We start from the raw sequence: 24,245 nt of genomic DNA, 5'->3' as shown, positions 1-24,245 counted from the left end.
GCTTTATTAGGTGAACAGATTAACTATTCCTGTACAGCTCTTTCTTACCCATAAATTCATCAGAGCAAGAGAACGTATGCTTTTAATATCTTTGAATTTTACTTCTCGACACGCCTTTTAATTAATTCATTTAATTCCCTGTCGTGGATAAAATCTATGCACTTCATGGTATTAAAATCTGATGATATCGAGCCGTTATATTTCAACCCTGAATATTTTTTCGCAATCTCATCAATTTCATGGTAAATCTCCACAGATTGTTTACCATATTCAAGGTAAGCACTGGCCGTAGCTCTGGCATCGTTTTTAACGACATCATCTTTGTATACTAATGCCAGACAATGACTCAGCGCCCAGTTTTTTAAGAGTTCCGACTGTGAATATTGTGTGGTCAATGCTTCTTGTGCAAAGGATGGCTGCCATACCAGCATTCCACTTATGCTGAAAGTAACTAATATTAACCATTTCACGGCAGTATCCACAGAGTCCCAACTTCAGGAACAAATGGTCCATTATCTGGGTCATTTAATAAGTGGCACTGATCTGAACAGATACTGCCATTCCATAATGTAACGTGTCCTCTGGCATTGCTCCAGCCATGCCCTTTTACTACGATAATTCCTTTCTTCCCTATAAAGTCACTCTGTTTCGGATTATTAACAATAAGATCAGGCTTGCCCATAGTATGAGTAAGATAATCAATCATATCATTCACGCGATAAATATAGAATTTATTATCGGCACCACTAACCTTTGCATACGGAGAGTTACGGGCTATTGGGAATCCTGTCGCATTCAAAACATAGCTCATTCGAATAGGGCAGGCATTTTGAAAATAACCACCAGTTATATTTTTCCCAACGTTTCCACCAATAATGCTACCCACATCAGCGACGGAATGATTCACCTTCCTAAAAGCTAACCACGCTTCATTGAATGAAGGTCTGTTCATTTTGCTTACCCTCTAAAAATTCTGTGTAGATCATTAATTCTCAACACGTATCTTCATGGACGCCGCTTTCTTCTGATTGTCAGAATTCACCTTGTAAAATGCTTTCACGCTCAAGCCAGGCCGCTGCGATTAGGGGTCAGGTAGCGAATCGCTACTGCCGCATCCGGAAAGCAGGAGCAGTACAAAAGGCATAGCTACCGCACATAACCACCGAGTGGGGTTACGCCATTCATTCACTGTAAATTCCTTTAAAATCAAAACAATAAATCCGGCCAGATATAAATCTGGCCGGAAAAACAGCCGTTAAATTTCTTTGTTCGCCTTGAAATCGTAACCTGCGGTGATAGTGCCGCCGCTGCCGCCCTGCTGGTTCTGCACCACGTATTCCTGTTTCACAGTGCTGAAAGAAAGCTCTACCGTTTCACGGGAGGCGATTTCACCATCGTGGCTGCCGCTCGGGGAAACCACGGCGACAATCAGGTCGGTGAAGGTATACTTGAGGTACTCCAGCGGATTGCCGCCAGCCTTACGCATAACCAGAATGGCCTGCGGAATGTGCTTGCCGGAGGCGCAGTATTTGAACAGGTTCGGGCTGGCGCGGTCGATATAGTGATCAAAATCCAGGTTGGTGACGGAGACCTTACCGGAGCCGAGGCCGCTACCGGCGTGCATGGTGGATTCCTGATGAATATTCCAGCGCCAGCTCAGTACTTCAATTTCATTTTTGTGTTTGTCATCCATTGACTCGCCATCAATGCCGTCAATTTTCAAAAAAATGTCATAAGCCATTTTTATATCCTTATTAAGTTTTACTTAAAATAAACCTGATTTTATCTATATCTTTTTGTTTATAGATAAATCATTGCCGTACAGAATCCTTCTCCAATAACTTCAGGAGAACAGAGGACTGTATATTTTTCCGGTACCGATAATGTATTTAGTTATTTTATGAATTTGCATTATTTAATGCATATAAATAATGCTTCATAACTTCCGATAATAAAAACCATAACCTGTACTGAAATTTTCACGTCTCAAATCGCTAATTACAGATAAAAGATACAGACTGGTCTTCTGGCGATCCCTCAAAATTACGAGTCTTACAGCGAGTAGAAGAAGCAGGTATTGGTTGCGTCAACCATATCTGTTCATGACCATAAATACACGAAACCCAATAGCGATCGGTTTCTTTATCGCTACCACGTTCTGTTTCCCATACAGACCAATTTTCACCGTTTACTTTTTTAGTCTCTGGTTTGAGATCCATCAGGTTTTCAGGTTTACCCTGCGTTACCCCAATACTACTTAACCATAAACGCGACATATATCGGGGAGAAAGCTGCCACGCCGCTGGGACATCAGACTTCAGGCTCACAGCAGAAGACTGAGTATCAATAACAGCCGGGCAACTGACTTCCCAGGCCACAGCATATTGTGAAAAGAGCAGAACAATAGGTAACAGATGAAAAGTTGAGCTTATGGTCATAATATGTATTTCCTACTCAATAATATAAAAAGCTTCGGCATTGTTACTGGCATTCGGATATGTGTCATCATTACGTACCCCACCTTTACGAGACCGTGGGCGAGACGAAATTCTTTTCTTCATATCCCTCTTTATATTCTCTATCTTCTCTGACTTCACTCGCTTAAACATTCACAAAATATATATCAGGCATTGCCCTGCTTCACTGACGGCAGTTTTGTCACCAGGCGCAGCGATCCCGTCAGCCCTTCAAGCTGGAAATGCGGACGCAGGAAGAATTTCGCGTCGTAATAACCTGGATTGCCTTCGACCTCTTCCACCACTACTTCAGCGGCAGCCAGCGGACGACGGGCTTTAGTTTCTTGCGAGGAGTTCACCGGATCGGCGTCGACATAATTCATAATCCATTCATTTAGCCAGCGCTGCATATCCTCACGCTCTTTAAAGGAACCGATTTTGTCGCGGACGATACATTTGAGGAAGTGAGCGAAGCGCGAGCAGGCGAACAGGTACGGTAGACGGGCAGACAGGTTAGCGTTGGCCGTCGCGTCCGGATCGTAGTATTCCTGTGGTTTTTGCAGCGACTGTGCGCCGATAAAGGCGGCATAGTCTGAGTTTTTACGGTGGATCAACGGGATAAAACCGTTTTTCGCCAGTTCAGCCTCGCGGCGGTCAGAGATGGCGATTTCGGTCGGGCATTTCATGTCCACGCCGCCATCGTCAGTCGGGAAGGTATGGCAGGGAAGATTTTCCACCGCACCGCCTGATTCCACACCGCGAATCAACGTACACCAGCCGTAGTGTTTGAAGGAACGGTTGATGTTTACGCCCATCGCGTAGGCCGCGTTGCTCCAGACGTATTTGGTATGGTCAGAACCATCCGCATCTTCTTCAAAATCAAACTCGTCCACCGGGTTGGTTTTTGCGCCATACGGCAGGCGGGCAAGAAAACGCGGCATCGTCAGGCCAATATAACGGGAGTCTTCGCTGGCCCGCAGCGAGTTCCACGGCGCATATTCCAGGTTCTGGGTGACGATTTTGGTCAGGTCGCGGGGATTCGCCAGCTCCTGCCAAGAGTCCATTTGCAGTACCGAGGGGGAAGCCCCGGCAATAAACGGCGCATGGGCCGACGCGGCGACTTTGGCGATAGAGCCAAGCAGATCCACATCGGGCGGTGTATGGTCGAAGTAGTAATCCGCAATGATACAGCCATAAGGTTCGCCGCCTAACTGGCCGTATTCGGCTTCATACAGTTTCTTGAACATCGGGCTTTGATCCCAGGCGATGCCCTTGTAACGCTTCATGTTGCGCCGCAATTCATCTTTTGACAGATTCATGAAGCGAATTTTCAGCTTTTCGTCGGTCTCGGTGTTGTAAACCAGATGCTCCATACCGCGCCACGAGGATTCCAGCTTCTGCCAGTCGGGATGTTGCAGGATCAGTTTGATCTGTTCGGTCAGTTTAAAGTCGATCTGCGCAATAATAGCGCTGATGCTTTTATAGGCGTCATCGCTGACGGTGATCGTGTTCGCCAGCGCCTGTTGCGCCAGCGTCTGCACCGCGGCTTCCACGGCTTTTGCCGCCTGGGTAGTCTTGGGTCGGAAGGCCTGATTCAGCAACGCATCAAATTCACCGGATGCGGAGACGGTATCCTGAGCAACTGCGTCGGTTGCCTGCATATTACTGTTTGCCATGAAAATTCCTTAAAAATTCGACATTATTCCGCTGATTCATTATCCGCTGACACACCTTGCTGGGTAGCGGCCGGTTTCGGCGCATTCGCCAGCGTTTTCAGCAGGGTCGGGTCCTGCAACAGTTTATTGACCAGATTTTCCGCCCCGGCCTTGCCATCCATGTAGGTCTGGAGGTTCGCCAGTTGGGTGCGGGCTTCCAGTAACTGGTTCAGGGCGTCCACCTTGCGGGCAATCTGTGCCGGCGAAAAGTCGTCCATATTTTCCAGCGTGATATCGACCATCAACTGACCTTCACCCGTCAGCGTATTCGGCACAGCGAACGCCACGCGCGGCGCAATGGCTTTCATGCGCTCATTGAAGTTATCAATATCAATATCGAGGAATTTGCGATCCGTCACCGGCGGCAGTTCTTCACGCGGTTTCCCGGCCAGATCGGCCAGCACCGCCATCACGAACGGCAGCTCGATTTTTTTCTCGGAACCGTAAATCTCTACGTCATATTCAATCTGCACGCGCGGCGCGCGGTTGCGCGCGATGAATTTCTGCGCGCTATTGTTGATAGCCATAATCCTTCATTTCCTTTTTAGTCAACTGGTTGCCGCAAGGGGAGCGGTATACCGGTACAGTTTTTAAAATCGCACTACGGACACTTCGAACGGCCGGTTTCAGCAAACGATCTCAAAAACAATCTGCTCATCACCATTAACGCCGATATCAATTTGCCTGATAGCGGCTTTTTCCGTCATGGCCTGCAACCAGTAGCGCGACAGTTGCGGCAGGATGTGCTGTTCGATGTAGCCAATCAGCAACCGCGCGCCCGTTTCATGCATTGGACAGCGCGCCACAATATGTGCGACCAGTTCCTCGCTATACGTCAGCGTCACGCCGTGCTGTTCACCCATCCGCGCCACCAGCCGGTCAAGGTGCAGACGGGCAATCACGCCACGCGACGTTTCATCCAGCGGCAGGTAAGGGATCACCGTCACGCGGCCCAGAAATGCCGCCGGGAAATGCTTGCGCAATTCCGGCATTAGCGCCTCTTTAAGCCCCGTAGCATCGGGCATTAAAGCCGGATCTTCACACATCTGGCTGATGAGGTCGGAACCCACGTTGGTGGTGAGTAATAGCGTGGTGTTTTTGAAATCGACATGTGTACCCTCGCCGTCCTCCATCCCGCCCTTGTCAAACACCTGATAGAAGAGTTCATGGACGTCATGGTGCGCTTTTTCGATCTCGTCGAGCAGCACTACGCTCCAGGGGTGGCGACGCACCGCTTCCGTCAGCACACCCCCCTCGCCATAGCCCACATAGCCGGGGGGCGCGCCTTTCAGCGTGGAAACGGTGTGAGCCTCCTGGAACTCGCTCATATTGATGGTAATCAGGTTCTGCTCACCGCCGTAGATAGCCTCCGCCAGCGCCAGCGCGGTTTCGGTTTTACCGACACCGGACGGCCCGGCCAGCATAAACACGCCCACCGGTTTGCGTGGATCGCCCAGTCCCGCCCTGGCGGTCTGAATACGTTCACCAATCTGCGCCAGCGCGCCGTCTTGCCCGGTAACGCGTTGCGCCAGTCGGGCAGGCAGTTCCAGCACCTGACTGGCCTCATCTTTCACCATGCGCCCGGCAGGAATACCGGTCCAGTCGGCGACAATCGCCGCGACAACCGCCGCGCTGACTTCCGGGAACACCACCGGCGCGTCGCCCTGCCACTCCCTTAGCGCCGTTTCGGCCTGTTGCAGCGTGGTTTTGTCATCAGCATCAGACTCTGCGACACGCAGTTCCTGCAACGTATGTACCAGTTCCAGCTCCCGCTGCCAGCGGGAGCTGGATGCAGTCAGTTCATTGTTGAGCGAGAAAATTCGCGCCGTCAGCGCATCGCGCCGCTCATCTGACTGAATCCCCATTTTTTCCTGCTTCTGCAACAGCGACCGTTCCATTTCCGCCGCTTTTAGCTGCTGGCGCAGGAACTGTACGCTGGCAGGCGGCGTGTGCAGCGTCAGCGCCACGCGGGCCGCGGCGGTATCCAGCAGGCTGATAGCCTTATCCGGCAACTGCCGGGCGGGAATGTAGCGGTGAGAAAGCTGTACCGCCGCACGTACCGCCTCATCCAGAATCAGTACGTTATGGTGTTTTTCCAGCGTATCCACCAGACCACGCACCATTTCCATTGCGGGGATCTCTTCCGGTTCGGCAATCTGCAACACCTGAAAACGCCGGGTCAGCGCCGGATCTTTCTCAATATGCCGCTTGTATTCGCTCCAGGTGGTGGCGCCGATAGTCCGCAGGGTGCCGCGCGCCAGCGCCGGTTTCAGCAGGTTAGCGGCATCGCCCGTGCCGGATGCGCCGCCCGCGCCCACCAGAGTGTGAACTTCATCGACAAACAGAATAACCGGCTGCGGCGAGCGCCCGGCCTCTTCCAGTAACCCTTTCAGACGCGATTCAAACTCGCCTTTCATGCTGGCTCCGGCCAACAGAGCGCCAACGTCCAGCGCCAGCAGCCGTACTTCCCGCAGCGCGGGCGGTACTTCTCCCTGCGCAATCGCGAGGGCAAAACCTTCGACGACCGCCGTCTTTCCGACGCCCGCCTCACCAGTCAGTAGTGGATTATTCTGGCGACGGCGCAGCAGAATATCCGTCATGGTGCGGATTTCATGCTCACGCCCCGTCACCGGGTCGATTTTGCCGTCGCGCGCCTGTGCCGTCATGTCCTGACAGTATTTTGCCAGCGCGGATTTACCGTCCTGCCCGCCGTTGGGAATCGCCTGACTGCTTTCACCGGGAATGGCTGATGCCAGGCCGGAGCCGTCGTAAGGGCGCTCCTGCGCTTCCGGCGATGTTTCGATCAACGAGGGCAGTATTTCCGTCAGTTCATCAACCGGAAGCGTGGCCAGCGGCGCGCAGATACTGCTCAGTACTCGACGCAGTTCTGGCGTGGTCAACAAGGCCAGCAGCAACCAGCCGCTGCGAATTTTGTTATCGCCGTAACGGACGCTCGCCAGCATCCAGGCCTTTTCAACGCTGAGATCGATATGGTGAGAAAAATCACTAATGGCGCTGGCCCCGGCGGGCAGCATATCCAGTTGCCGGAGTAACGCTTTCTCCACATCAGAAAGAGGGATCTGGTAATGCCGAAGAAGGTGGAGAATATCGTTATCGGGCTGCTGTGTTAACTGGTGCAGCCAGTGAGTCAGCTCAACCCAGGGATTAGAGCGTAGTTTGCAAAATGCCGTTGCCGATTCCAGCGACCGGAATAGTGGGCCGGCCAGTTTTCCATACAACGCACTGCGTGAAACAGGAGTTTCCATGTGTTATGCCTTGTGACATAAAAATTCATAAAAATAATGCATCAATGCATATAAATATATAAACAATTCTTTATTGATAGCCTCGAAAAAATATCGAAACAAAACAATGATACAGATCAGGGACTAATTAGCAACTAAGCCGTTAATATTAAATAATCAATGAACAGCAAGATAAAAATCGAAATTGCAGAATTAAAAGAAATAATATTTCAAAAAAGACATCTATGCATACAACAATGCATTCACGACGAAAATAATAAAAAGGGTGTCATCAATAATGCCCCCTATGAATTTAGTTAAAATTACTTATGAATTAAAACTCCCTAAACGTTTCCTCCAGAAAAATAAATACATTTAAGGGACATAATGAAACAAGACATGTGGGAATTACGGAAAATACAGTCGCAGGGTATAACGGATAACGCACAGTATCCCGCAGGGACATACATCGTATTTACTGCCGCCGCCCCCTACATTCCGCTTTTTGAGCAACATGGGAAAGACGATATCGCGCTCAGTCTTGTTCGCCACGAAGAGGCGTGGTGGATTGTTAATCACTCCGATGAACTGTGCTGTGCCGTCAATGAGCAGGTGATGGAACCTCATCACCGTATGCGGCTGAATGATGGAGATACGATTGAATGGGGTCTGTCATCCTGGTGCCTTGCCCGCACCAATGATGAGTCCCGTCCCGATGTTTCGTTTCCTCAGTTGGTTCAGTCATCTGAATCCGTTGCTGAGTACCTGGATCTGGACTGGTTTAAACAACAACAGCTCAATCCGCAGAACCCGTTCGATATTATTCCCGTCCGGGAAACCGCATCCTCTTACACCGGCCATGAAGCGGATAGCACGCTACACCAGCTTTACCAGGAATATCAGCAGGCATTGCGGCCCTCCGGGCAGGAAAAGCCCCTCCGTCCTAAACCGTTTCCCCGAAATGAAGACGCTGTCACCCAGGATTTGACGTCGTTATACGATAAAAAGGGCGACACCGACACGTTACAGGATATGGTGGCAGGCGCGCCCGGTATTGATGCCATTCTGGATATGCTGGACACGACCGGTGAGGGTGAAATGCACTGGCTGGCGATGGAATCAATGCCCGATATCCTGCAACTGCTCTCGCCGGAACAGGCGGGGAAAACCGCACATAGCGAGATACTGCCCGATCTGACCCGCCGCGAGCATCGTATTATTGGCATCGACAGCCACTACCGAATCACTCCGACACAGAAAAATGGAAATACCGCCCATGAAAAAAACTGACACGCTTCCTGCTACCCTGTCCGCGCTGATACAGGAATACTCTATTGCGGAGGGGATTCAGATGGCGGAGCAGCAGGTTCGGGAAAATCCGGCGAAAGCGCTCTGCCGCCACAGCCTGTTTCAGTTGCTGTGTGTGGCCGGAGACTGGTCGCGGGCGCTACACCAGCTTCAGCTATGCGCCAGGATGGAGGCCAATTATACCCAGGAGGCCCGGCTGTACCGGGAGCTGGTTCGCTGCGAAATGTTCCGCCACACCGTTTTTCAGGGTGAACAACGACCCGGTTTTCTTCTGCCGCAGCCCGTTTGGGTGGAGTCACTGCTGGCGGCACTCGCCTGTCATGACGATACCGGTGAGGTTGATAAACACCGTAATACCGCACTGGAAGCCATAACAGACACGGGCGGGCAGTGGAACGGCGGCGCATTTGACTGGGCGAGCGACAGCGATTCCCGCCTTGGCCCGGTACTTGAGCTAGTCACCGGCGGCGTGTATATCTGGCTGCCGTTTTCGCAAATACGCTCGCTGGAATCGCCGCAACCGACGCGCCTGACCGATCTGCTGTGGAAACCCATTAATATCACCCTGATGAATGGCGATACGCACGGCGCCTGGCTCTTTACCCGCTACAGCGGTTCGGAAAGTGCATCTGACGCCCTGCGTCTGTGCCGGGAAACCGCCTGGCAGGACGGCCCCGGCGAAACCACCGTGCGGGCGCTGGGGCAGAAAGTGTGGCTGACCAGCCACGGCGATATCAGCCTGCTGGACATGACCCATTGTACCTTTCATGCTCAGGAAAACGATGGCGCATGAGCACGTCTCGTTTTACACCCGCTAACCACCTGCTGCCCACCCTATTTGATCGGCTGTGTGACAATGCTCCGTATCAGAAAATTGACCGGGATATCAGCGTCACGCCGGTACAACTGAAGGAGATCATTCGTCGGGATCTCTCCTTTTTGCTCAATACCATTAGCCACGAGGGTGACATCGACGCCCGGCGCTATCCGCAGGCGGCGGCGTCAGTGCTCAACTATGGCCTGCCGCCGCTGGCGGGCAGCTTTATGTATGAGCATAAGTGGGACGATATCAGCGAGGCGATCCGGCGCGCCATTATCCGTTTCGAACCCCGGCTGAACGCCGCCACACTCAGGGTCACGCCATTGCTCGATAAAACCCGGCAGGGTAGCTATAACACGCTACAGTTTGAAATTCGCGGACAAATTCTGACGCAGCCGTATCCCACGGAGTTTCTGGTACGCAGCGCGCTGGATATGGAGCTGAGCCGCATTACGTTCTTTTAATACAGGGCATTATTCATGGATCCACGGCTACTGGAGTATTACAACCGCGAACTGAGCTACCTGCGGGAGACTGGTGCTGAGTTCGCCACCCTCCATCCCAAAATTGCCGCCCGACTGGGGATGCAGGGAACCGATATTGCCGACCCGTATGTGGAACGCATGATCGAGGCGTTCAGCTTTCTGAGCGCCCGCACTCAGCTAAAAATTGACGCCGAGTTTCCCCGCTTCACACAGCGGTTACTGGAAGTCGTCAGCCCCAATTACGTCACCCCCACGCCATCGATGGCAGTGGTAAAGCTGTATCCCGATACGCAGGAAGGCGACCTGGCGAAAGGGGTCACCGTGCCGCGCGATACCGCGTTCGTTTCCCCTATCCCGGAAGGCGAAAATACCGCCTGCCAGTTTCGCAGCAGCCAGGACGTCACGCTGTGGCCGCTGTCCATCGAGGAGGTACGCCTGACCGCCGCGCCGCCGGATATGCCCGCCCTGCACCGCTATCTGCCGCCTAATATTCATGTCGCCGGGGCATTGCGCATCACCCTGCGAACCTTCGGGGAACTGACTTTCAGCGAGCTGGCCGGTCCGGCACGGCTGCCCTTTTACCTCTGCGGCGAAGAACGCATTGCGTCACACCTGTTTGAGCTGCTGCATACCAGCGCCGTCGCCACACTGGCCGGTGAACCCGGTCACTTTGACGGCGAACTGAATGTGAATCTTCAACACCCGGTGGCGCACGAAGGGCTGGAGCCAGGGCAGGGGCTGCTGCCGCTCGCCTGGAACGTGTTTCACGGCCATAATCTGCTGCATGAATTTTTCGCCTGTCCGGAACGGTTTTACTTCTTCACCCCGACCGGATTGTCTGCCGGGTTACAAAAGGTGCAGGGCAATGTGGCGGAAATTGTCATACTGCTTAACCGCCTGCCGCCGGACTGGCTGATTCATCAGACGGACGCCGCACAGTTCAGCCTGTTCTGTACGCCGGTGATCAACCTGTTTCCCCGCACCACCACCCGGATTGAAGTCACTCACAGCGTGACGGAACAGCATCTGGTGGTGGATCGTACCCGTCCGCTGGATTACGAGGTGTTTTCTGTCCAGGAAGTCGAAGGCCTGGAAGCGGAAACCACACGGAAGATGATTTTTCGTCCGCTGTATCACACCCGTAATAATGACGAAGGCAACCACGGGCGTTATTTTTCACTGCGTCGTGAGCCGCGCCGCTCGTCAGAAAACGCCCGCCGCTATGGCACCCGAACCCCCTATACCGGCTCGGAAGTCTTCCTGTCGCTGGTTGATCAGCATGAAGCGCCCTACCCGGAAAATCTGCGCCATATCACCGTCACGGCAATGGTGACTAACCGCGATCTGCCCTGCCTTATTCCACGTAATGGCCGGGATGATCTGACCGTAGATGCGGCGATTCCGGTGGCGGGCGTGGGTCTTATCAAACCGCCGCGCCCGCCGCAGCCGCCGCTGGCTGAACGCGAAATGGCCTGGCGGCTGATCCGGCAGTTGTCGTTTAATTATCTGCCGCTGGCCGATCTGGATCACCGCACCGGCGGCCAAGCGCTGCGCGATCTGCTGAATCTGTTTATCCCGGCTCACGACAGCCCGCAGTCGCGCCAGGTGCGCAGCCTGATTGGCTGCAAAACCACCCCGGTGACCCGCCGCCTGCCCGGCTCCGGCCTGTTGGTCTATGGCCGGGGCGTCAGTTGCGAACTGACCGTGGACGAAGAAGGATTTTCCGGTATCAGTCCTTACCTGTTCGGTCTGGTGCTGGAACACTATATTGCCCGCCATGTTTCCATTAATACCTTCTCGCAGATGACGCTGCACTCGATGCAACGCGGGCATGTCATGACCTGGCCGGTCAGAACCGGGCAACGGGGGAGCGTATGACCGGCGCTCTCAACCAGGCGCAGAAAACCCCCTGGCGTTACGGATTCCTGAACCTGATGCGGCGCGTGGATGCCCAGCTCTGTGATACTCCGGCAGGCAGTATCTGGCAGCCACGGATGGAAAAATTCCGTCTGGGACAGACGCCGACGATGACCTTTGCGCCACGGGAAATCGCCCAGGTCAGCTGGCAGGATGGACGCCTGCACCTGAGCCTGTACAGCCTCGGACTATGGGGGCCAAACGGCCCGTTGCCGCTGCACTATACCGAGCTGGCACTAAACCGCTCAGAGAGTCGTCACGATCCGACGCTGGTTCATTTTTCCAATATTTTTCACCACCGCTGGCTGACGCAGTTCTGGCAGGCATGGCGCAGCGCCCAGTCCGCTGGTGGCGGGTTGGACAAACCGGAACACGACCGTTTTGCGTTTTATATCGCCAGTCTCAGCGGGCAGGATCTACGGGAAAGCGCCGAAAGCCCGCTGTCAGATCATGTTCGCCTGGCAGCCTCCGCCCATCTGGTACGCGAATCGCGCAATCCTGACGGGCTGGCCGCCACGCTGGCACACTATTTCAGCGTACCTTTTGCGGTGAAAGAGTTCGCCCTGCACTGGATAACGGTGGCGAACGATGAAATCACCCGTCTGGGCACGCCCGCGCAGTCTTCGGTGCTGGGCAACGGGGCGCTTATCGGCCAGGCCGTACCGGATATGCAGTACAAATTCCAGCTAATTATCGGCCCGCTCACGCTGGAGGATTACCTGCGTTTTCTGCCCGGCGGCAACAATCTGCCCGTGCTGACAGAACTGGTGCGTACGTTCATTGGTTTTGAATATTGCTGGGAAATTGAGCTGCAGTTGAAGCCTCATGCCGCACCGCCTGCGGTGATCGGCGGCGCGCAGCGGCTTGGCTGGACGGCCTGGGCAGGTAAAGCCATGCATGACCGTCCGGTGACCGGCATGATTTTTGAACCTGAACACGGCTTAACCCACTGAGAGTAATGATATGGACATGTCCCTGACTAAACCGGTAAGCGCGGAACAACCCTGCGGCCCCGATCCGGAGTACGATCCGGAGTACCTGCTGCTGTTCAGCCGCGCCGCCCCCCAGGCGGAGGCGCAATATGGTGATTTTGTCAGTACGCCGGAAGCCGTGAACTGGCCGGAAATTGAGCGTGATGCGCGCCGTCTGCTCACGCGCAGTAAGGATATCCGGGTGTTGATCCTGCTGCTGCGCAGTCGCATCCAGCAGGCTGGCGCACAGGGACTGGCGGAAATGCTCACGCAACTGGCAGAACTGAGCGTAATCTGGTCCGATGCACTCCATCCACAGCTGCTTACCGGCGAAGGCGCATCCGCAGAATCTATTGAAGATGCGGCGCTGGCGCGCAGTAATGCCCTGGCGGCGCTGCTGGATCACGAAGGCGTGATGGCAGACATTCGCGGTATCACGCTGTCAAACAGCGCCGCCCTGCGCCTGCAGGTACGGGATGTCGAGCGCGCGTTATCCGCTCCCCGCCCGGCTGATGCGCTGGCCCCCGAATCCGTCCGCCAGCAACTGGCCGACCTCGAAGCCCGTGGGGCATTACCGCTGGCGGCGTTTCGCGAAGCGCAGGAAAGCGCAGAACGCCTGCAAGTGTGGGCGCGTGAGACATTAGGCGATCTGGCTCCAGATTTTTCACGCCTGCGGCAGTTGTTAGCGCTGCTGCCTGACGTGGTACAGACAACCACACCGGAAATCCCTCCGTCGCCAGCGCCAGTGCCAGACCCCGCAGGCACGGTTATGGATAATGCCGTTCCGGCACGGGCAGAGGATGTGCCGCCTGTCAACGCGCCACCCGGTATATCCCTCCCACACAATGCTGAACCGGGGCCAATTCGCGATCGTAATGATGCGCTGGAACGCCTGCGGTGTATTCGTCGCTGGTTTGAGAGCAGTGAACCCAGCAGCCCAACCATCCCACTGTTACGCCAGGCTGAAAGACTGGTGGGAAAACGGTTCTCGGAGGTGATCAATGAGATCCCGGTGGAGTTGCTGGAGAAGTGGGATGCCCTGGAGTGATGATGCGCATGTCTGGCGGTTCTCCGTAATTATCTGAGTGACATCAACATTACGCAGTCTGCTTCTGCGCTGAACATGTCCCGATCCCGGTTAAGCACCGCCATGAGGCCGCGCCTTAAATGTCAGTGGGATCAAAATAGCCATGACAGTGAAAGAAGTGGCGGTAATATCCTGTTCGTCATCCAGGCGTAGGCCCATTTGCATTAGATTCCACGATAGGCGGTGGAACTTCTTGAAGACGAAAAAAAAACCGTATCCCTTTTACAGTGATACGGTTTTTTTTTACTTCACAGGATGTATAAAAACACCCTGAGATTTGTATCTGGCGGAACGGACGGGACTCGAACCCGCGACCCCCTGCGTGACAGGCAGGTATTCTAACCAACTGAACTACCGCTCCGTGATGTTCCCGCTGGGAACGAGGCGAATATTACGGTTTGCGGTGTCGCCCGTCAACGCTTTTTCTCACCTTTTGAATCAGTTGCTGCAAAAATCGCCCGAAGGATGATTTTTATAGCCTAAAAAGGAATAAATTATGCCCGCCAAAGGCAACTTCCGCCCTTTTTCTGCACCAGATCAAGCCGCGATTCATGCGCAGCCAGCTCTTCCTCAGAGGCAAAAACGACCCGTAACCGGCTGGCCTGGCGAACGATTCGCTGAATGGTCGCTTCACCTTGCTGCCGTTGCGTCTCTCCTTCCATCGCAAACGTCATGGACGTTTGTCCGCCCGTCATCGCCAGATACACTTCGGCAAGGATCTGGGCATCGAGCAATGCGCCGTGCAAAGTACGTTTGCTATTATCTATCTCATAACGCGAACACAGCGCATCAAGGCTGTTACGCTTGCCGGGGAACATTTTCCGCGCCAACGCCAGGCTGTCGGTAACTTTGCAGAAAGTATTGGTTTTAGGAATATCGCGTTTAAGCAGACCAAACTCATAATCCATAAAGCCGATATCGAACGATGCGTTATGGATGACCAGCTCCGCGCCGCGGATATAATCAAGAAACTCATCGACCACATCAGCAAAAACCGGCTTATCCAGCAGAAACTCATCGGCAATACCGTGTACGCCAAACGCCTCCGGATCCACCAGCCGATCCGGCTTCAGGTAAACATGAAAATTGTTGCCGGTCAGACGACGGTTTATCACCTCAACCGCACCGATCTCAATAATCTTGTGACCTTCATAGTGCGCGCCTATCTGGTTCATACCGGTGGTTTCGGTATCGAGGACAATCTGTCGTGTAATTGCAGTGCTCATATCGGTCATTTATGTCAGACTTGCGTTTTGTTATCGATTTCAATTACAGGAAGTCTACCAGAGATGCTTAAACAGGTAGAAATTTTCACCGATGGCTCTTGCCTGGGGAATCCAGGGCCTGGTGGTTATGGCGCTATCTTACGCTATCGCGGTCATGAAAAAACGTTTAGTGAAGGTTACACGCTGACCACCAATAACCGTATGGAACTGATGGCGGCGATCGTCGCGCTTGAAGCGTTAAAAGAACATTGCGAAGTGACATTGAGCACCGACAGCCAATATGTGCGGCAAGGAATTACCCAATGGATTCATAACTGGAAGAAACGCGGCTGGAAAACTGCGGAAAAGAAACCCGTAAAAAATGTCGATCTGTGGAAACGTCTCGATGCTGCGTTAGGTCAGCATCAGATCAAATGGGTATGGGTCAAAGGCCATGCAGGCCATCCCGAAAACGAGCGTTGTGATGAACTGGCGCGCGCCGCGGCAATGAATCCCACGCAGGAAGATAGTGGCTACCAAGCGGAAGCTTAGCCATCCGGTTTGCGATATTGCCGGGTGGCGCCAACGGTCTGGCGGATAGGGGTTTTACTTTTATTATGTCGCAGCGGATTAAGCGTAAGCGGAATGGTCCGCTTACGGGCCACAATAAGCTGTAAACAGCCCAGCGCCGGGATATGCGTATTTAAAAGCCGCCCCCCCTGCTTTTTCCAGGGTAAGACATGAAAACGGCTATAATGTAGCACTTCAAAATTGAGTAAAGACAGCCAGTCCAGTTGCCGCATAAGGGTAAACATCCGACTATTATAGGGCGGTGTTTTACGTAAAACAGGTACCAGTTTACGTAACCCCATCAAACTCAGCGGGTTAAATCCACTGATGACCAGCCAACCGTCATCAATCAATACGCGGTCGGCTTCCCGCAATAAACGGTGCGGATCGGTACACCACGGCAAAGTATGCGCCAGCAGACAAACATCGACGGATTTATCTGCAAAAGGAAGGTGTAGCGGATCGGCCAGAACCTGCATCGGTGAGCCCTGCGATGAAACATTCACCTGATGAGAGACCGCGCACGCTTCGGAATTGATTTCTGCGCTTAAATTACCGATTTTAAGCAAATGGAAACCATACATTTTTGCAAACCACGGATTTAGCTGCTGTTCCAGCGCCTCACGGTAGTAATTGCCCCAGGGCAACTCACCCCAACATCCGGGCGCAACGACAGTTTGAGAGAGCCTTGCCGGTTTCATCGCAACCTTCCGCTAATTATTTGAGAGGTAATATATGAATCTTAACAGTATTCCCGCGTTTCAGGACAATTACATCTGGGTGCTGACCAATGATGAAGGCCGCTGTGTGATTGTTGATCCCGGCGAAGCGGCCCCCGTCTTAAAGGCCATTGCTGAACATAAGTGGATGCCGGAGGCGATTTTTCTGACGCATCACCATCACGACCATGTTGGCGGAGTCAAAGAGCTGTTGCAACACTTCCCGCAAATGACGGTTTATGGACCGGCGGAAACGCAAGACAAGGGAGCAACCCATCTTGTTGGCGATGGCGATACTATTCGCGTTTTAGGCGAGAAATTTACTCTTTTTGCCACGCCGGGCCACACGTTAGGACACGTCTGTTACTTTAGCCACCCTTACTTATTCTGCGGCGACACGCTGTTCTCTGGCGGCTGTGGTCGACTGTTTGAAGGCACGCCATCACAGATGTATCAGTCACTTATGAAAATTAACTCTCTGCCTGACGACACGCTCATTTGCTGCGCTCACGAATACACTTTAGCTAACATTAAGTTCGCATTGAGCATACTTCCGCACGATTCGTTCATAAATGAATATTATCGTAAAGTTAAAGAGTTACGTGTAAAAAAACAAATGACATTACCCGTTATTCTTAAAAATGAGCGTAAGATTAATCTTTTTTTAAGAACTGAAGATATTGATTTAATTAACGAAATAAACAAAGAAACAATATTGCAACAACCAGAAGCGCGTTTTGCATGGTTAAGGTCAAAGAAAGACACGTTCTGATAATTCTTACTTGTCATTCGCTAACTTCGCCGTTATGATCGGTCGTCTTTTAAGCAACTATTGACACACACATGAAGGCAAAAGCGATATTACTCGCCTCTGTCCTGCTTGTGGGGTGCCAGACGTCTCAGAACACTGGCAACGTCCAACAGCACGCACAGAGCCTTTCTGCAGCTGGTCAAGGGGAAGCAGGAAAGTTTACGAGTCAGGCACGATGGATGGACGACGGAACGTCTATCGCGCCAGATCAGGACTTGTGGGCTTTCATTGGCGACGAGCTAAAGATGGGAATTCCGGAAAACAGCCGGATTCGCGAACAGAAACAGAAGTATTTACGCAATAAGAGCTATCTCCACGATGTAACTTTACGGGCAGAGCCGTATATGTACTGGATAGCGGGGCAGGTTAAGAAACGTAACATGCCTATGGAGCTGGTACTACTACCCATAGTGGAGAGCGCTTTTGATCCTCACGCAACGTCTGGCGCCAATGCCGCAGGCATCTGGCAGATCATACCGAGCACAGGGCGCAATTATGGTTTAAAGCAGACCCGTAATTATGACGCGCGTCGCGATGTTGTAGCCTCTACGACCGCCGCGTTAGACATGATGCAGCGTCTGAACAAAATGTTTGACGGCGACTGGCTGTTAACCGTTGCAGCGTATAACAGCGGCGAAGGCCGTGTTATGCGGGCAATTAAAGCAAACAAAGCGCGTGGAAAACCGACGGATTTCTGGTCGCTTTCTTTGCCCAGAGAAACGAAACTCTACGTACCTAAGATGCTGGCATTGAGTGAAATTCTCAAAAACAGCAAACGCTACGGCGTACGTCTGCCAACAACAGATGAAAGCCGAGCGCTGGCACGAGTTCGTTTAAACAGTCCAGTTGAAATGGCCCAGGTTGCGGATATGGCGGGCATGTCTATCAGCAAGCTGAAGACGTTTAATGCCGGTGTAAAAGGGTCTACCTTAGGCGTAAGCGGTCCGCAATATGTTATGGTGCCCAAAAAGCATGCCGAGCAGTTGCGTGAGTCGCTGGCTTCCGGTGAGATTGACGCCGTTCAGTCCCAACTGATCGCCGACAATACGCCATTGAATAGCCGTAGCTATAAGGTGCGCTCTGGCGATACGCTTTCCGGTATTGCTTCGCGGCTTGGCGTAAGCACGAAGGACTTGCAGCAGTGGAACAACCTGCGTGGTTCGCGCCTGAAAATCGGGCAAAGCCTGACCGTAGGCGCTGGCAGCAGCGCACAACGACTGGCAAACAATAGCGATAGCATTACCTATCGTGTCCGTAAAGGCGATTCGCTTTCCAGTATCGCCAGACGTCACGGGGTGAATATCAAAGATGTGATGCGCTGGAACCATGATACGGATAATCTACAACCGGGCGATCAGCTTACGTTGTTTGTGAAGGACAATAGCACGCCAGACTCCTGATATTGCCCGACGAAAAAGCCAAAAGGCGCCGCTTCCCCCGGCGCCTTTTAAATTGCTATACCGCTTTATGCGCTTCCAGCATGATAGTATCGCTGCTAAACGAGCCGTCATCCTGCAACTCAAAATAACGCTTCACCTCTACCGGGGCACTCGCCTGATATAATCGAATCGCCTCAACCAACGGCGCTGGCGTACGCATCCGCGTTACCCATGAGCGAAACTCCAGCGATAAACGATCGGTTATCACGGTATTCGTTACCAGCATCGCGTTATTGACCATCGTCAGCCATTCGCCACTGGAATAGTTACGGACATGCGACGTGTCGCGTAACGCCTCCACCGTTTGCAGCCAGATATCGCGTACAGGATGTCCAGGCGACATGACATCCATGATAATCAGCACGCCGCCGGGTTTTAATACACGATAAACCTCACGCAATGCCTGACCAACGTCGTGCCAGTGATGCGCGGAATAGCGGCTAATCACCACCTCAAACGATGCATCTTCAAAGGGCAGTTTTTCGGCATAGCCTTGGCGGAGAGTAATATTACTTAAATGTCTTTCTTCCGCCGCTCCAGCGACAACCTCAAGCATGCTGGCGGATAAATCGTATGCCACGACCGAGTTGGCATGTTGCGCAGCGACAAAACTCGCGTGTCCAGCCCCACATCCCATATCCAGTACGTTCGCGTGGGAAAAATCAGACAGCCTTTGCGCCAGCCGCGCTAAGTCACGACCCGATGCGTGAACGGCGCTATGTAAATAGGCGTTCGCCTGTGAACCAAACTGCTTTTCAACATTGTCATGGTGGGAATGCGTTGTCATGGTAGTGCCCTTCTGTTATGAGAAAAGTAAAGGGCAGCACCCGAAGAGGCCTGCCCCACGGCAGACCTGACGCACCTTTATTGCTCAGGTTTGCCGGGACTGAATTCAACGAGTAGCGGATTGTGATCGGAAGCGCGCGTCACCAGTACGGAGGCTTCATTCACGTTTAAACCACGATAAAAAACAAAATCCAGCGGTCGTCCAAACGCACGACGGCGCTGATCGTCAGTGAAACGCACCTGGCGCAGCGACATCTCACGTGCAAAGCGGTACAACGCATTCATACGTGGGCGGCTCCAGGCATTAAAATCACCCGCCATAATGACAGGGCCGCTATGGTGCGCAATCTGGTCGCCGATCGGAAGTAACTGCTTACTGTATACGTCCACGCCCAGACTAAAATTTACCGCATGAACATTTACTACCATTAATAAACGGGTATCCGGCAAGGGATATACCGTCACCAGGGCTGATTTCGCCAAACGTAAAATCGGTTCTCTTTCCCGTAAAGGGCAGCAGTAAACAGGATGGGCGGCAGAAAGCGTCATGACGCCAGACGGATGCTGAGGTAGTACAAAAGCGGGAACCTGGTCGGCGGCAAGATAGTTAGCGGTGGCAAACTGTACCAGTTCAGGCGTCGTCTGTGCCTCCTGCAACAGGACCAGATGCGCATCTTTGCCGTAGTTCTTCAGCACCGATAACCATTCGGCTCGCTGCTGCTTGAATATATTCCACACGAGGATACGGATCCGCTCTTCACTGCTTAGCGGTTCCCCGGCGGGCAATGCCTGGCCAATGCTCGCAAACGACCCTGGCGGCAAAATCCGCTCAGCGGGCTGTCCGGCAACATAGCGCATCGCATAGGTGTTTTTTCGCACTTTTGACTTTCAAACCTCTGTAACGTCAACCAGTCCTCAACCGGACTGGTTCTTCTGTTATAGGGATTTTAGCACTCACTTTCAACGAACAATTGCAGTTTGTTTTGTAAGTAGGCGCTTACATCAATAATTTACTCCAAAGCAATGCGTACAGTTTTATCAAGACGCCCGCTGACACCCATCAGCAGGAAAGCCACCAGAACAATGAGGGCGCCAATCCACGGCGTCTGCGCCAAACCGTAATGCTCCACCGTTTGCCCGCCAATCACGGAGCCCAGCGCAATACCAATGTTAAACGCCGCAATGTTCAGACCTGACGCCACATCTACCGCATTAGGCGTGAATTGTTCCGCTTTCTGTACCACGTAGACCTGCAACCCTGGTACGTTACCGAAAGCAAAGATCCCCATCACCAGAATGGTAGCCAGCGCGGCATACTGCGTGGAAGCCGTCACCTGGAAGACCATCAGCAGAACAAACAGCGCGGCGAAAATGAATTTCAGCGCCGGCACGGCGCCATGCTTATCCGCCAGTTTACCGCCCCAGATATTGCCGATAGCCACTGATACGCCATACCCCAGTAGGATCCAGCTTACCGCTGCCGGGGAGAATCCCGCCAGATCCTGCATCATCGGCGCCAGGAAGGTGAATGCCGTGAATACCCCACCGTAGCCCAGCGCCGTAACGGCGTAAATCAGCAACAGACGAGGATGAGTCAGTACTTTCACCTGGTCACGAATGCTGGCGGCCGCCCGACCGGGAATATTGGCCGGGATCAACAGTTGACTGCTCATCAGCGCAATCACCCCTAACAGTGATACCGCAAGGAAGGTCTCACGCCAGCCAAAATGCTGACCGATAAATGTCCCCAGCGGCACGCCCGTGACCAGAGCTACCGTTAAACCACCAAACATAATAGCGATAGCAGAAGCCGCTTTCTCTTTTGGCACCAGACTTGTCGCGATGGTAGATCCAATCGAGAAGAACACGCCGTGCGCCAGGCCCGTCAGCAGACGGGCGACGATTAATGTCATATAGCCCGGTGCCTGCCACGCCAGCAAATTCCCCGCCGTAAACAAGACCATCAGCGCGACCAGTAACTGTTTACGCGGCAGGCGTCCGGTCAGCGCGGTCAGCACCGGCGCGCCAATAGCCACACCCAGCGCATAGATTGAAACCAGCATTCCGGCGGAAGGTAACGAGACAGCCAGTTGTTGTGCAATGGTCGGCACCAGGCCGACAATCACAAACTCAGTCGTACCGATAGCGAAGGCACTTATTGTCAGTGCAAATAAAGCGAGAGGCATACATAACTCCATAACAACAGTAATCAGATGACACGCAGTATGCCTGGATGTTTTAATGACAAAAATAGCCAAAATATCAATTTAATTTTGCTTCAGGAGCAAAGATGAAAGCCACCTCCGAAGAACTTGCAATTTTTGTCGCTGTCGTGGAAAGCGGCAGCTTCAGCCGGGCGGCAGAGCAGCTTGGACAGGCCAATTCCGCTGTCAGCCGGGCAGTTAAAAAGCTGGAGATGAAGCTCGGCGTCAGTCTGCTTAATCGTACGACCCGACAGCTGAGCCTGACTGAAGAAGGAGAGCGATACTTCAGGCGCGTGCAGCAGATACTGCAAGAAATGGCCGCCGCAGAAACGGAAATCATGGAGTCGCGTAATACCCCGCGCGGCTTACTGCGTATCGATGCGGCAACGCCGGTAATGCTGCATTTCCTGATGCCGCTGATTAAACCTTTTCGTGAACGGTATCCGGAAATAACGTTGTCTCTTGTCTCCTCAGAAACGTTCATCAATCTTATTGAACGAAAAGTGGATGTTGCGATACGCGCAGGCACGTTGACAGATTCAAGTCTGCGCGCGCGTCCGTTATTTACCAGTTATCGTAAGATTATCGCCTCACCGGATTATATTGCCCGTTTTGGCAAGCCAGAGACCGTTGAAGAGTTAAAACGGCATCTGTGCCTGGGGTTCTCAGAACCTGTTTCGCTCAATACCTGGCCGATTGCCTGTAGCGACGGGCAGCTCCATGAGATCAAATGTGGGATTTCTTCCAACAGCGGAGAAACGTTAAAACAGCTTTGCCTGAACGGTAACGGCATTGCATGTCTTTCAGATTATATGATTGATAAAGAGATCGCACGGGGAGAACTGGTGGAACTGCTGGCCGATAAACGTCTGCCGGTAGAAATGCCTTTCAGCGCCGTTTACTACAGCGATCGCGCAGTCAGCACACGCATTCGGGCATTTATCGACTTTTTGAGCGAATATATAAGAACAGCCCCCGCAGGAGCTGTGAAAGAGGGATAAAGGTACAAAGGATCGGGTAATTAATCCCAGGCAGGGGCCAGTCCTTCCGGGCTAACCAGACGATCGTTGCAGTCCAGTGCCGCGATCGCATTTTTATCTTCGGCATCCAGATGCAGGTCCTGCGCCAGCAGGTTGCTTGCCAGGTTTTCACGCCTGGTGGATGAAGGGATCACCGAGTAACCTTCACCCATTGCCCATGCCAGAATAACCTGCGCCGGGGTCGCATTATGTTTAGCCGCAATGCGCGCAATCACTTCATCTTTCAGCGCCTTACCGTATGCCAGCGTCATGTAAGAGGTGATATGGATACCGTGCGCTTTCGCCCAGTCAACCACCTTACGATTCTGAAGATACGGAGATAGCTCAATCTGGTTGGTGGCGATATGGTCTGCGCCCACCGCGGCAATAGCCTTTTTCATCAACGGAATGGTGAAGTTTGAAATGCCAATTTCGCGAGTCAGCCCTTGTTTTTTAGCTTCCAGCAATGCCTGCATAAATTCTTCGACAGACACAGCATCACCCGGAGATGGCCAGTGGATCAGCGTCAGATCGACATAATCGGTACGCAGTTTTTTCAGGCTCTCTTTCAGGCTTGGGATTAGCTTGTCTTTGCTAAGGTTTTCAATCCAGATCTTGGTGGTGATGTACAGCTCATTACGCGGTACGCCGCTCTCAGCAATCGCCTGTCCAACAGCCGCTTCATTATCATAGATTTGCGCAGTGTCGACAGCACGGTAGCCTAGTTCAAGCGCCGTTTTAACAGAAGCGATAACCACGTCGTCTTTCAGGCGAAAAGTACCTAAACCGAATGCAGGGATAGTCATAGAATTCCTCTTTTTAATCACTATGTTCGTTAACTGAGGGGATTATGACCTTCAGCGCTTTGCAGAAAAAGAGCGAGAAATGCAGAGGATTTTTGCGAATTGAGCAATAATTAAATGACATGCAAAGAAAAAGCCCTGAGCTAATGCTCAGGGCTCTTAATAAGTGGCGGAACGGACGGGACTCGAACCCGCGACCCCCTGCGTGACAGGCAGGTATTCTAACCAACTGAACTACCGCTCCACCGAATTTCTTTGTCACAACCCGGATTTTCATCCCGGTTTACTGCAATTTGATGCCTGGCAGTTTATGAATCACTTCGTGATTCACCCTTCGGGCCGTTGCTTCGCAACGTTCAAAAGCTTTCGCTTTTGTCCTACTCTCTGTCGAGTAGTGAACTGCCCCGAAAGTTAATGCCATACTTCTAATTTGATGCCTGGCAGTTCCCTACTCTCGCATGGGGAGACCCCACACTACCATCGGCGCTACGGCGTTTCACTTCTGAGTTCGGCATGGGGTCAGGTGGGACCACCGCGCTACTGCCGCCAGGCAAATTCTTTGTGCTCTGTACGCAATTCTTTATCGCATCAGCGGCGTTGCCTGCGCTCGTAAAGTCAGTCACATACTTCTGTATGCTCCTTCCTTTCCTTCGCTTGCCGCCTTGCTGCTGCGCAAATTATTGCG

General features: G+C 52.7%; 24 protein-coding genes, 2 tRNA genes, 1 rRNA gene and 1 pseudogene. 10 read left to right on the top strand and 18 right to left on the bottom strand.

Annotated elements, in window-relative coordinates; genetic code table 11:
* Positions 1-98: 98 nt before the first annotated feature.
* The 9 genes and pseudogenes from ABVN44_RS22125 to tssH form a co-directional block, all read right to left on the bottom strand.
* On the bottom strand, positions 99-482 hold the full coding sequence (locus tag ABVN44_RS22125; protein WP_000379146.1) for a type VI secretion system amidase immunity protein Tai4: 384 nt from the start codon (positions 480-482) through the stop codon (positions 99-101).
* Entirely contained in the window at positions 467-952 is a 486-nt protein-coding gene (locus tag ABVN44_RS22120; RefSeq protein WP_001081550.1) for a type VI secretion system amidase effector protein Tae4, read from the bottom strand. The genes ABVN44_RS22125 and ABVN44_RS22120 overlap by 16 nt, the downstream gene beginning before the upstream one ends.
* A 42-nt stretch (positions 953-994) precedes the next feature.
* Positions 995-1,189, bottom strand: a pseudogene (locus tag ABVN44_RS22115) (type VI secretion system lipoprotein TssJ); the annotation flags it as partial.
* A 66-nt stretch (positions 1,190-1,255) separates the two neighbouring features.
* Positions 1,256-1,741, bottom strand: a complete 486-nt coding sequence (locus tag ABVN44_RS22110; protein ID WP_000312802.1) for an Hcp family type VI secretion system effector — start codon at positions 1,739-1,741, stop codon at positions 1,256-1,258.
* A gap of 253 nt (positions 1,742-1,994) precedes the next feature.
* The gene (locus ABVN44_RS22105) at positions 1,995-2,438 is read right to left on the bottom strand and encodes an STY0301 family protein (RefSeq protein ID WP_024148498.1); all 444 of its coding nucleotides are present in this window, start codon (positions 2,436-2,438) and stop codon (positions 1,995-1,997) included.
* A 12-nt stretch (positions 2,439-2,450) separates the two neighbouring features.
* The gene (locus tag ABVN44_RS22100; RefSeq protein WP_001584850.1) at positions 2,451-2,609 is read right to left on the bottom strand and encodes a BPSL0067 family protein; all 159 of its coding nucleotides are present in this window, start codon (positions 2,607-2,609) and stop codon (positions 2,451-2,453) included.
* Between the two features lie 14 nt (positions 2,610-2,623).
* A complete protein-coding gene (gene tssC / locus ABVN44_RS22095) occupies positions 2,624-4,132 on the bottom strand; it encodes a type VI secretion system contractile sheath large subunit (protein WP_000013884.1) in 1,509 nt (502 codons plus the stop codon).
* Between the two features lie 23 nt (positions 4,133-4,155).
* Entirely contained in the window at positions 4,156-4,698 is a 543-nt protein-coding gene (gene tssB / locus ABVN44_RS22090) for a type VI secretion system contractile sheath small subunit (RefSeq protein WP_000996815.1), read from the bottom strand.
* 99 nt (positions 4,699-4,797) lie between these two features.
* On the bottom strand, positions 4,798-7,437 hold the full coding sequence (tssH, locus tag ABVN44_RS22085; protein ID WP_023232361.1) for a type VI secretion system ATPase TssH: 2,640 nt from the start codon (positions 7,435-7,437) through the stop codon (positions 4,798-4,800).
* A gap of 366 nt (positions 7,438-7,803) precedes the next feature.
* On the opposite strand from tssH, the gene tagK reads away from it, so the two are divergent.
* Genes tagK through ABVN44_RS22055 form a run of 6 tightly spaced genes read left to right on the top strand, consistent with a single transcriptional unit; the run spans position 7,804 to position 13,965 of the window.
* Positions 7,804-8,706, top strand: a complete 903-nt coding sequence (gene tagK, locus ABVN44_RS22080) for a type VI secretion system-associated protein TagK (RefSeq protein WP_000806686.1) — start codon at positions 7,804-7,806, stop codon at positions 8,704-8,706.
* Positions 8,693-9,517, top strand: coding sequence for a type VI secretion system accessory protein TagJ (locus ABVN44_RS22075; RefSeq protein WP_023232360.1), 825 nt, complete (start codon positions 8,693-8,695; stop codon positions 9,515-9,517). Before tagK ends, ABVN44_RS22075 begins: the two co-directional genes overlap by 14 nt.
* Positions 9,514-10,008, top strand: coding sequence for a type VI secretion system baseplate subunit TssE (gene tssE, locus ABVN44_RS22070; protein ID WP_000108007.1), 495 nt, complete (start codon positions 9,514-9,516; stop codon positions 10,006-10,008). The genes ABVN44_RS22075 and tssE overlap by 4 nt, the downstream gene beginning before the upstream one ends.
* Before the next feature lie 15 nt (positions 10,009-10,023).
* A complete protein-coding gene (tssF, locus tag ABVN44_RS22065; RefSeq protein WP_000371506.1) occupies positions 10,024-11,907 on the top strand; it encodes a type VI secretion system baseplate subunit TssF in 1,884 nt (627 codons plus the stop codon).
* The gene (gene tssG, locus ABVN44_RS22060; RefSeq protein ID WP_052908396.1) at positions 11,904-12,899 is read left to right on the top strand and encodes a type VI secretion system baseplate subunit TssG; all 996 of its coding nucleotides are present in this window, start codon (positions 11,904-11,906) and stop codon (positions 12,897-12,899) included. Before tssF ends, tssG begins: the two co-directional genes overlap by 4 nt.
* A gap of 10 nt (positions 12,900-12,909) precedes the next feature.
* Positions 12,910-13,965 carry an ImpA family type VI secretion system protein gene (locus ABVN44_RS22055; RefSeq protein WP_000367619.1) on the top strand — a complete coding sequence of 352 codons (1,056 nt, stop codon included), beginning with the start codon at positions 12,910-12,912 and terminating at the stop codon, positions 13,963-13,965.
* A gap of 323 nt (positions 13,966-14,288) precedes the next feature.
* Here the strand turns inward: ABVN44_RS22055 and ABVN44_RS22050 are convergent.
* Together ABVN44_RS22050 and dnaQ are read right to left on the bottom strand one after the other, a co-directional pair.
* Positions 14,289-14,365, bottom strand: a tRNA-Asp gene (locus ABVN44_RS22050).
* Between the two features lie 133 nt (positions 14,366-14,498).
* Complete coding sequence (dnaQ, locus tag ABVN44_RS22045) at positions 14,499-15,230, bottom strand: DNA polymerase III subunit epsilon (RefSeq protein ID WP_001670675.1); 732 nt, start codon at positions 15,228-15,230, stop codon at positions 14,499-14,501.
* A 63-nt stretch (positions 15,231-15,293) separates the two neighbouring features.
* On the opposite strand from dnaQ, the gene rnhA reads away from it, so the two are divergent.
* Positions 15,294-15,761: a ribonuclease HI gene (gene rnhA / locus ABVN44_RS22040; protein WP_000917872.1), complete on the top strand. Its 468-nt coding sequence runs from the start codon at positions 15,294-15,296 to the stop codon at positions 15,759-15,761.
* Here rnhA and ABVN44_RS22035 read toward each other — a convergent pair.
* Complete coding sequence (locus ABVN44_RS22035; protein ID WP_000801238.1) at positions 15,758-16,480, bottom strand: class I SAM-dependent methyltransferase; 723 nt, start codon at positions 16,478-16,480, stop codon at positions 15,758-15,760. The two genes, rnhA and ABVN44_RS22035, sit on opposite strands and share 4 nt — an antisense overlap.
* Before the next feature lie 34 nt (positions 16,481-16,514).
* Between ABVN44_RS22035 and gloB the strand changes: the two genes are divergently transcribed.
* Together gloB and mltD are read left to right on the top strand one after the other, a co-directional pair.
* Positions 16,515-17,270 carry a hydroxyacylglutathione hydrolase gene (gene gloB / locus ABVN44_RS22030; RefSeq protein ID WP_001052773.1) on the top strand — a complete coding sequence of 252 codons (756 nt, stop codon included), beginning with the start codon at positions 16,515-16,517 and terminating at the stop codon, positions 17,268-17,270.
* Between the two features lie 71 nt (positions 17,271-17,341).
* Positions 17,342-18,709: a murein transglycosylase D gene (gene mltD, locus ABVN44_RS22025; protein ID WP_000644706.1), complete on the top strand. Its 1,368-nt coding sequence runs from the start codon at positions 17,342-17,344 to the stop codon at positions 18,707-18,709.
* Between the two features lie 55 nt (positions 18,710-18,764).
* Here mltD and ABVN44_RS22020 read toward each other — a convergent pair whose 3' ends face one another.
* The 3 genes from ABVN44_RS22020 to ABVN44_RS22010 all read right to left on the bottom strand — a co-directional run bounded on the left by ABVN44_RS22020 (position 18,765) and on the right by ABVN44_RS22010 (position 21,720).
* Entirely contained in the window at positions 18,765-19,535 is a 771-nt protein-coding gene (locus ABVN44_RS22020) for a class I SAM-dependent methyltransferase (RefSeq protein WP_000207237.1), read from the bottom strand.
* 77 nt (positions 19,536-19,612) lie between these two features.
* Complete coding sequence (locus ABVN44_RS22015; RefSeq protein WP_001230970.1) at positions 19,613-20,413, bottom strand: endonuclease/exonuclease/phosphatase family protein; 801 nt, start codon at positions 20,411-20,413, stop codon at positions 19,613-19,615.
* Between the two features lie 131 nt (positions 20,414-20,544).
* Positions 20,545-21,720, bottom strand: coding sequence for an MFS transporter (locus ABVN44_RS22010; protein WP_023232359.1), 1,176 nt, complete (start codon positions 21,718-21,720; stop codon positions 20,545-20,547).
* A 104-nt stretch (positions 21,721-21,824) separates the two neighbouring features.
* Here ABVN44_RS22010 and yafC point away from each other — a divergent pair, with 104 nt between their 5' ends.
* Positions 21,825-22,739: a DNA-binding transcriptional regulator YafC gene (gene yafC, locus ABVN44_RS22005; RefSeq protein WP_000648534.1), complete on the top strand. Its 915-nt coding sequence runs from the start codon at positions 21,825-21,827 to the stop codon at positions 22,737-22,739.
* Positions 22,740-22,759: 20 nt separating this feature from the next.
* Here the strand turns inward: yafC and dkgB are convergent, their stop codons facing one another.
* The 3 genes from dkgB to rrf form a co-directional block, all read right to left on the bottom strand.
* Positions 22,760-23,563: a 2,5-didehydrogluconate reductase DkgB gene (gene dkgB, locus ABVN44_RS22000; protein WP_000154878.1), complete on the bottom strand. Its 804-nt coding sequence runs from the start codon at positions 23,561-23,563 to the stop codon at positions 22,760-22,762.
* Positions 23,564-23,727: 164 nt separating this feature from the next.
* A tRNA-Asp gene (locus ABVN44_RS21995) sits at positions 23,728-23,804 on the bottom strand.
* A 191-nt stretch (positions 23,805-23,995) separates the two neighbouring features.
* A 5S ribosomal RNA gene (gene rrf / locus ABVN44_RS21990) occupies positions 23,996-24,111 on the bottom strand.
* Between the last annotated feature and the right edge of the window lie 134 nt (positions 24,112-24,245).

It is taken from the genome of Salmonella sp. SJTUF15570, from assembly GCF_043357055.1.
GTDB classification, from domain to species: domain Bacteria; phylum Pseudomonadota; class Gammaproteobacteria; order Enterobacterales; family Enterobacteriaceae; genus Salmonella; species Salmonella enterica.
This window is presented reverse-complemented; position numbering and strand designations above follow the sequence as displayed.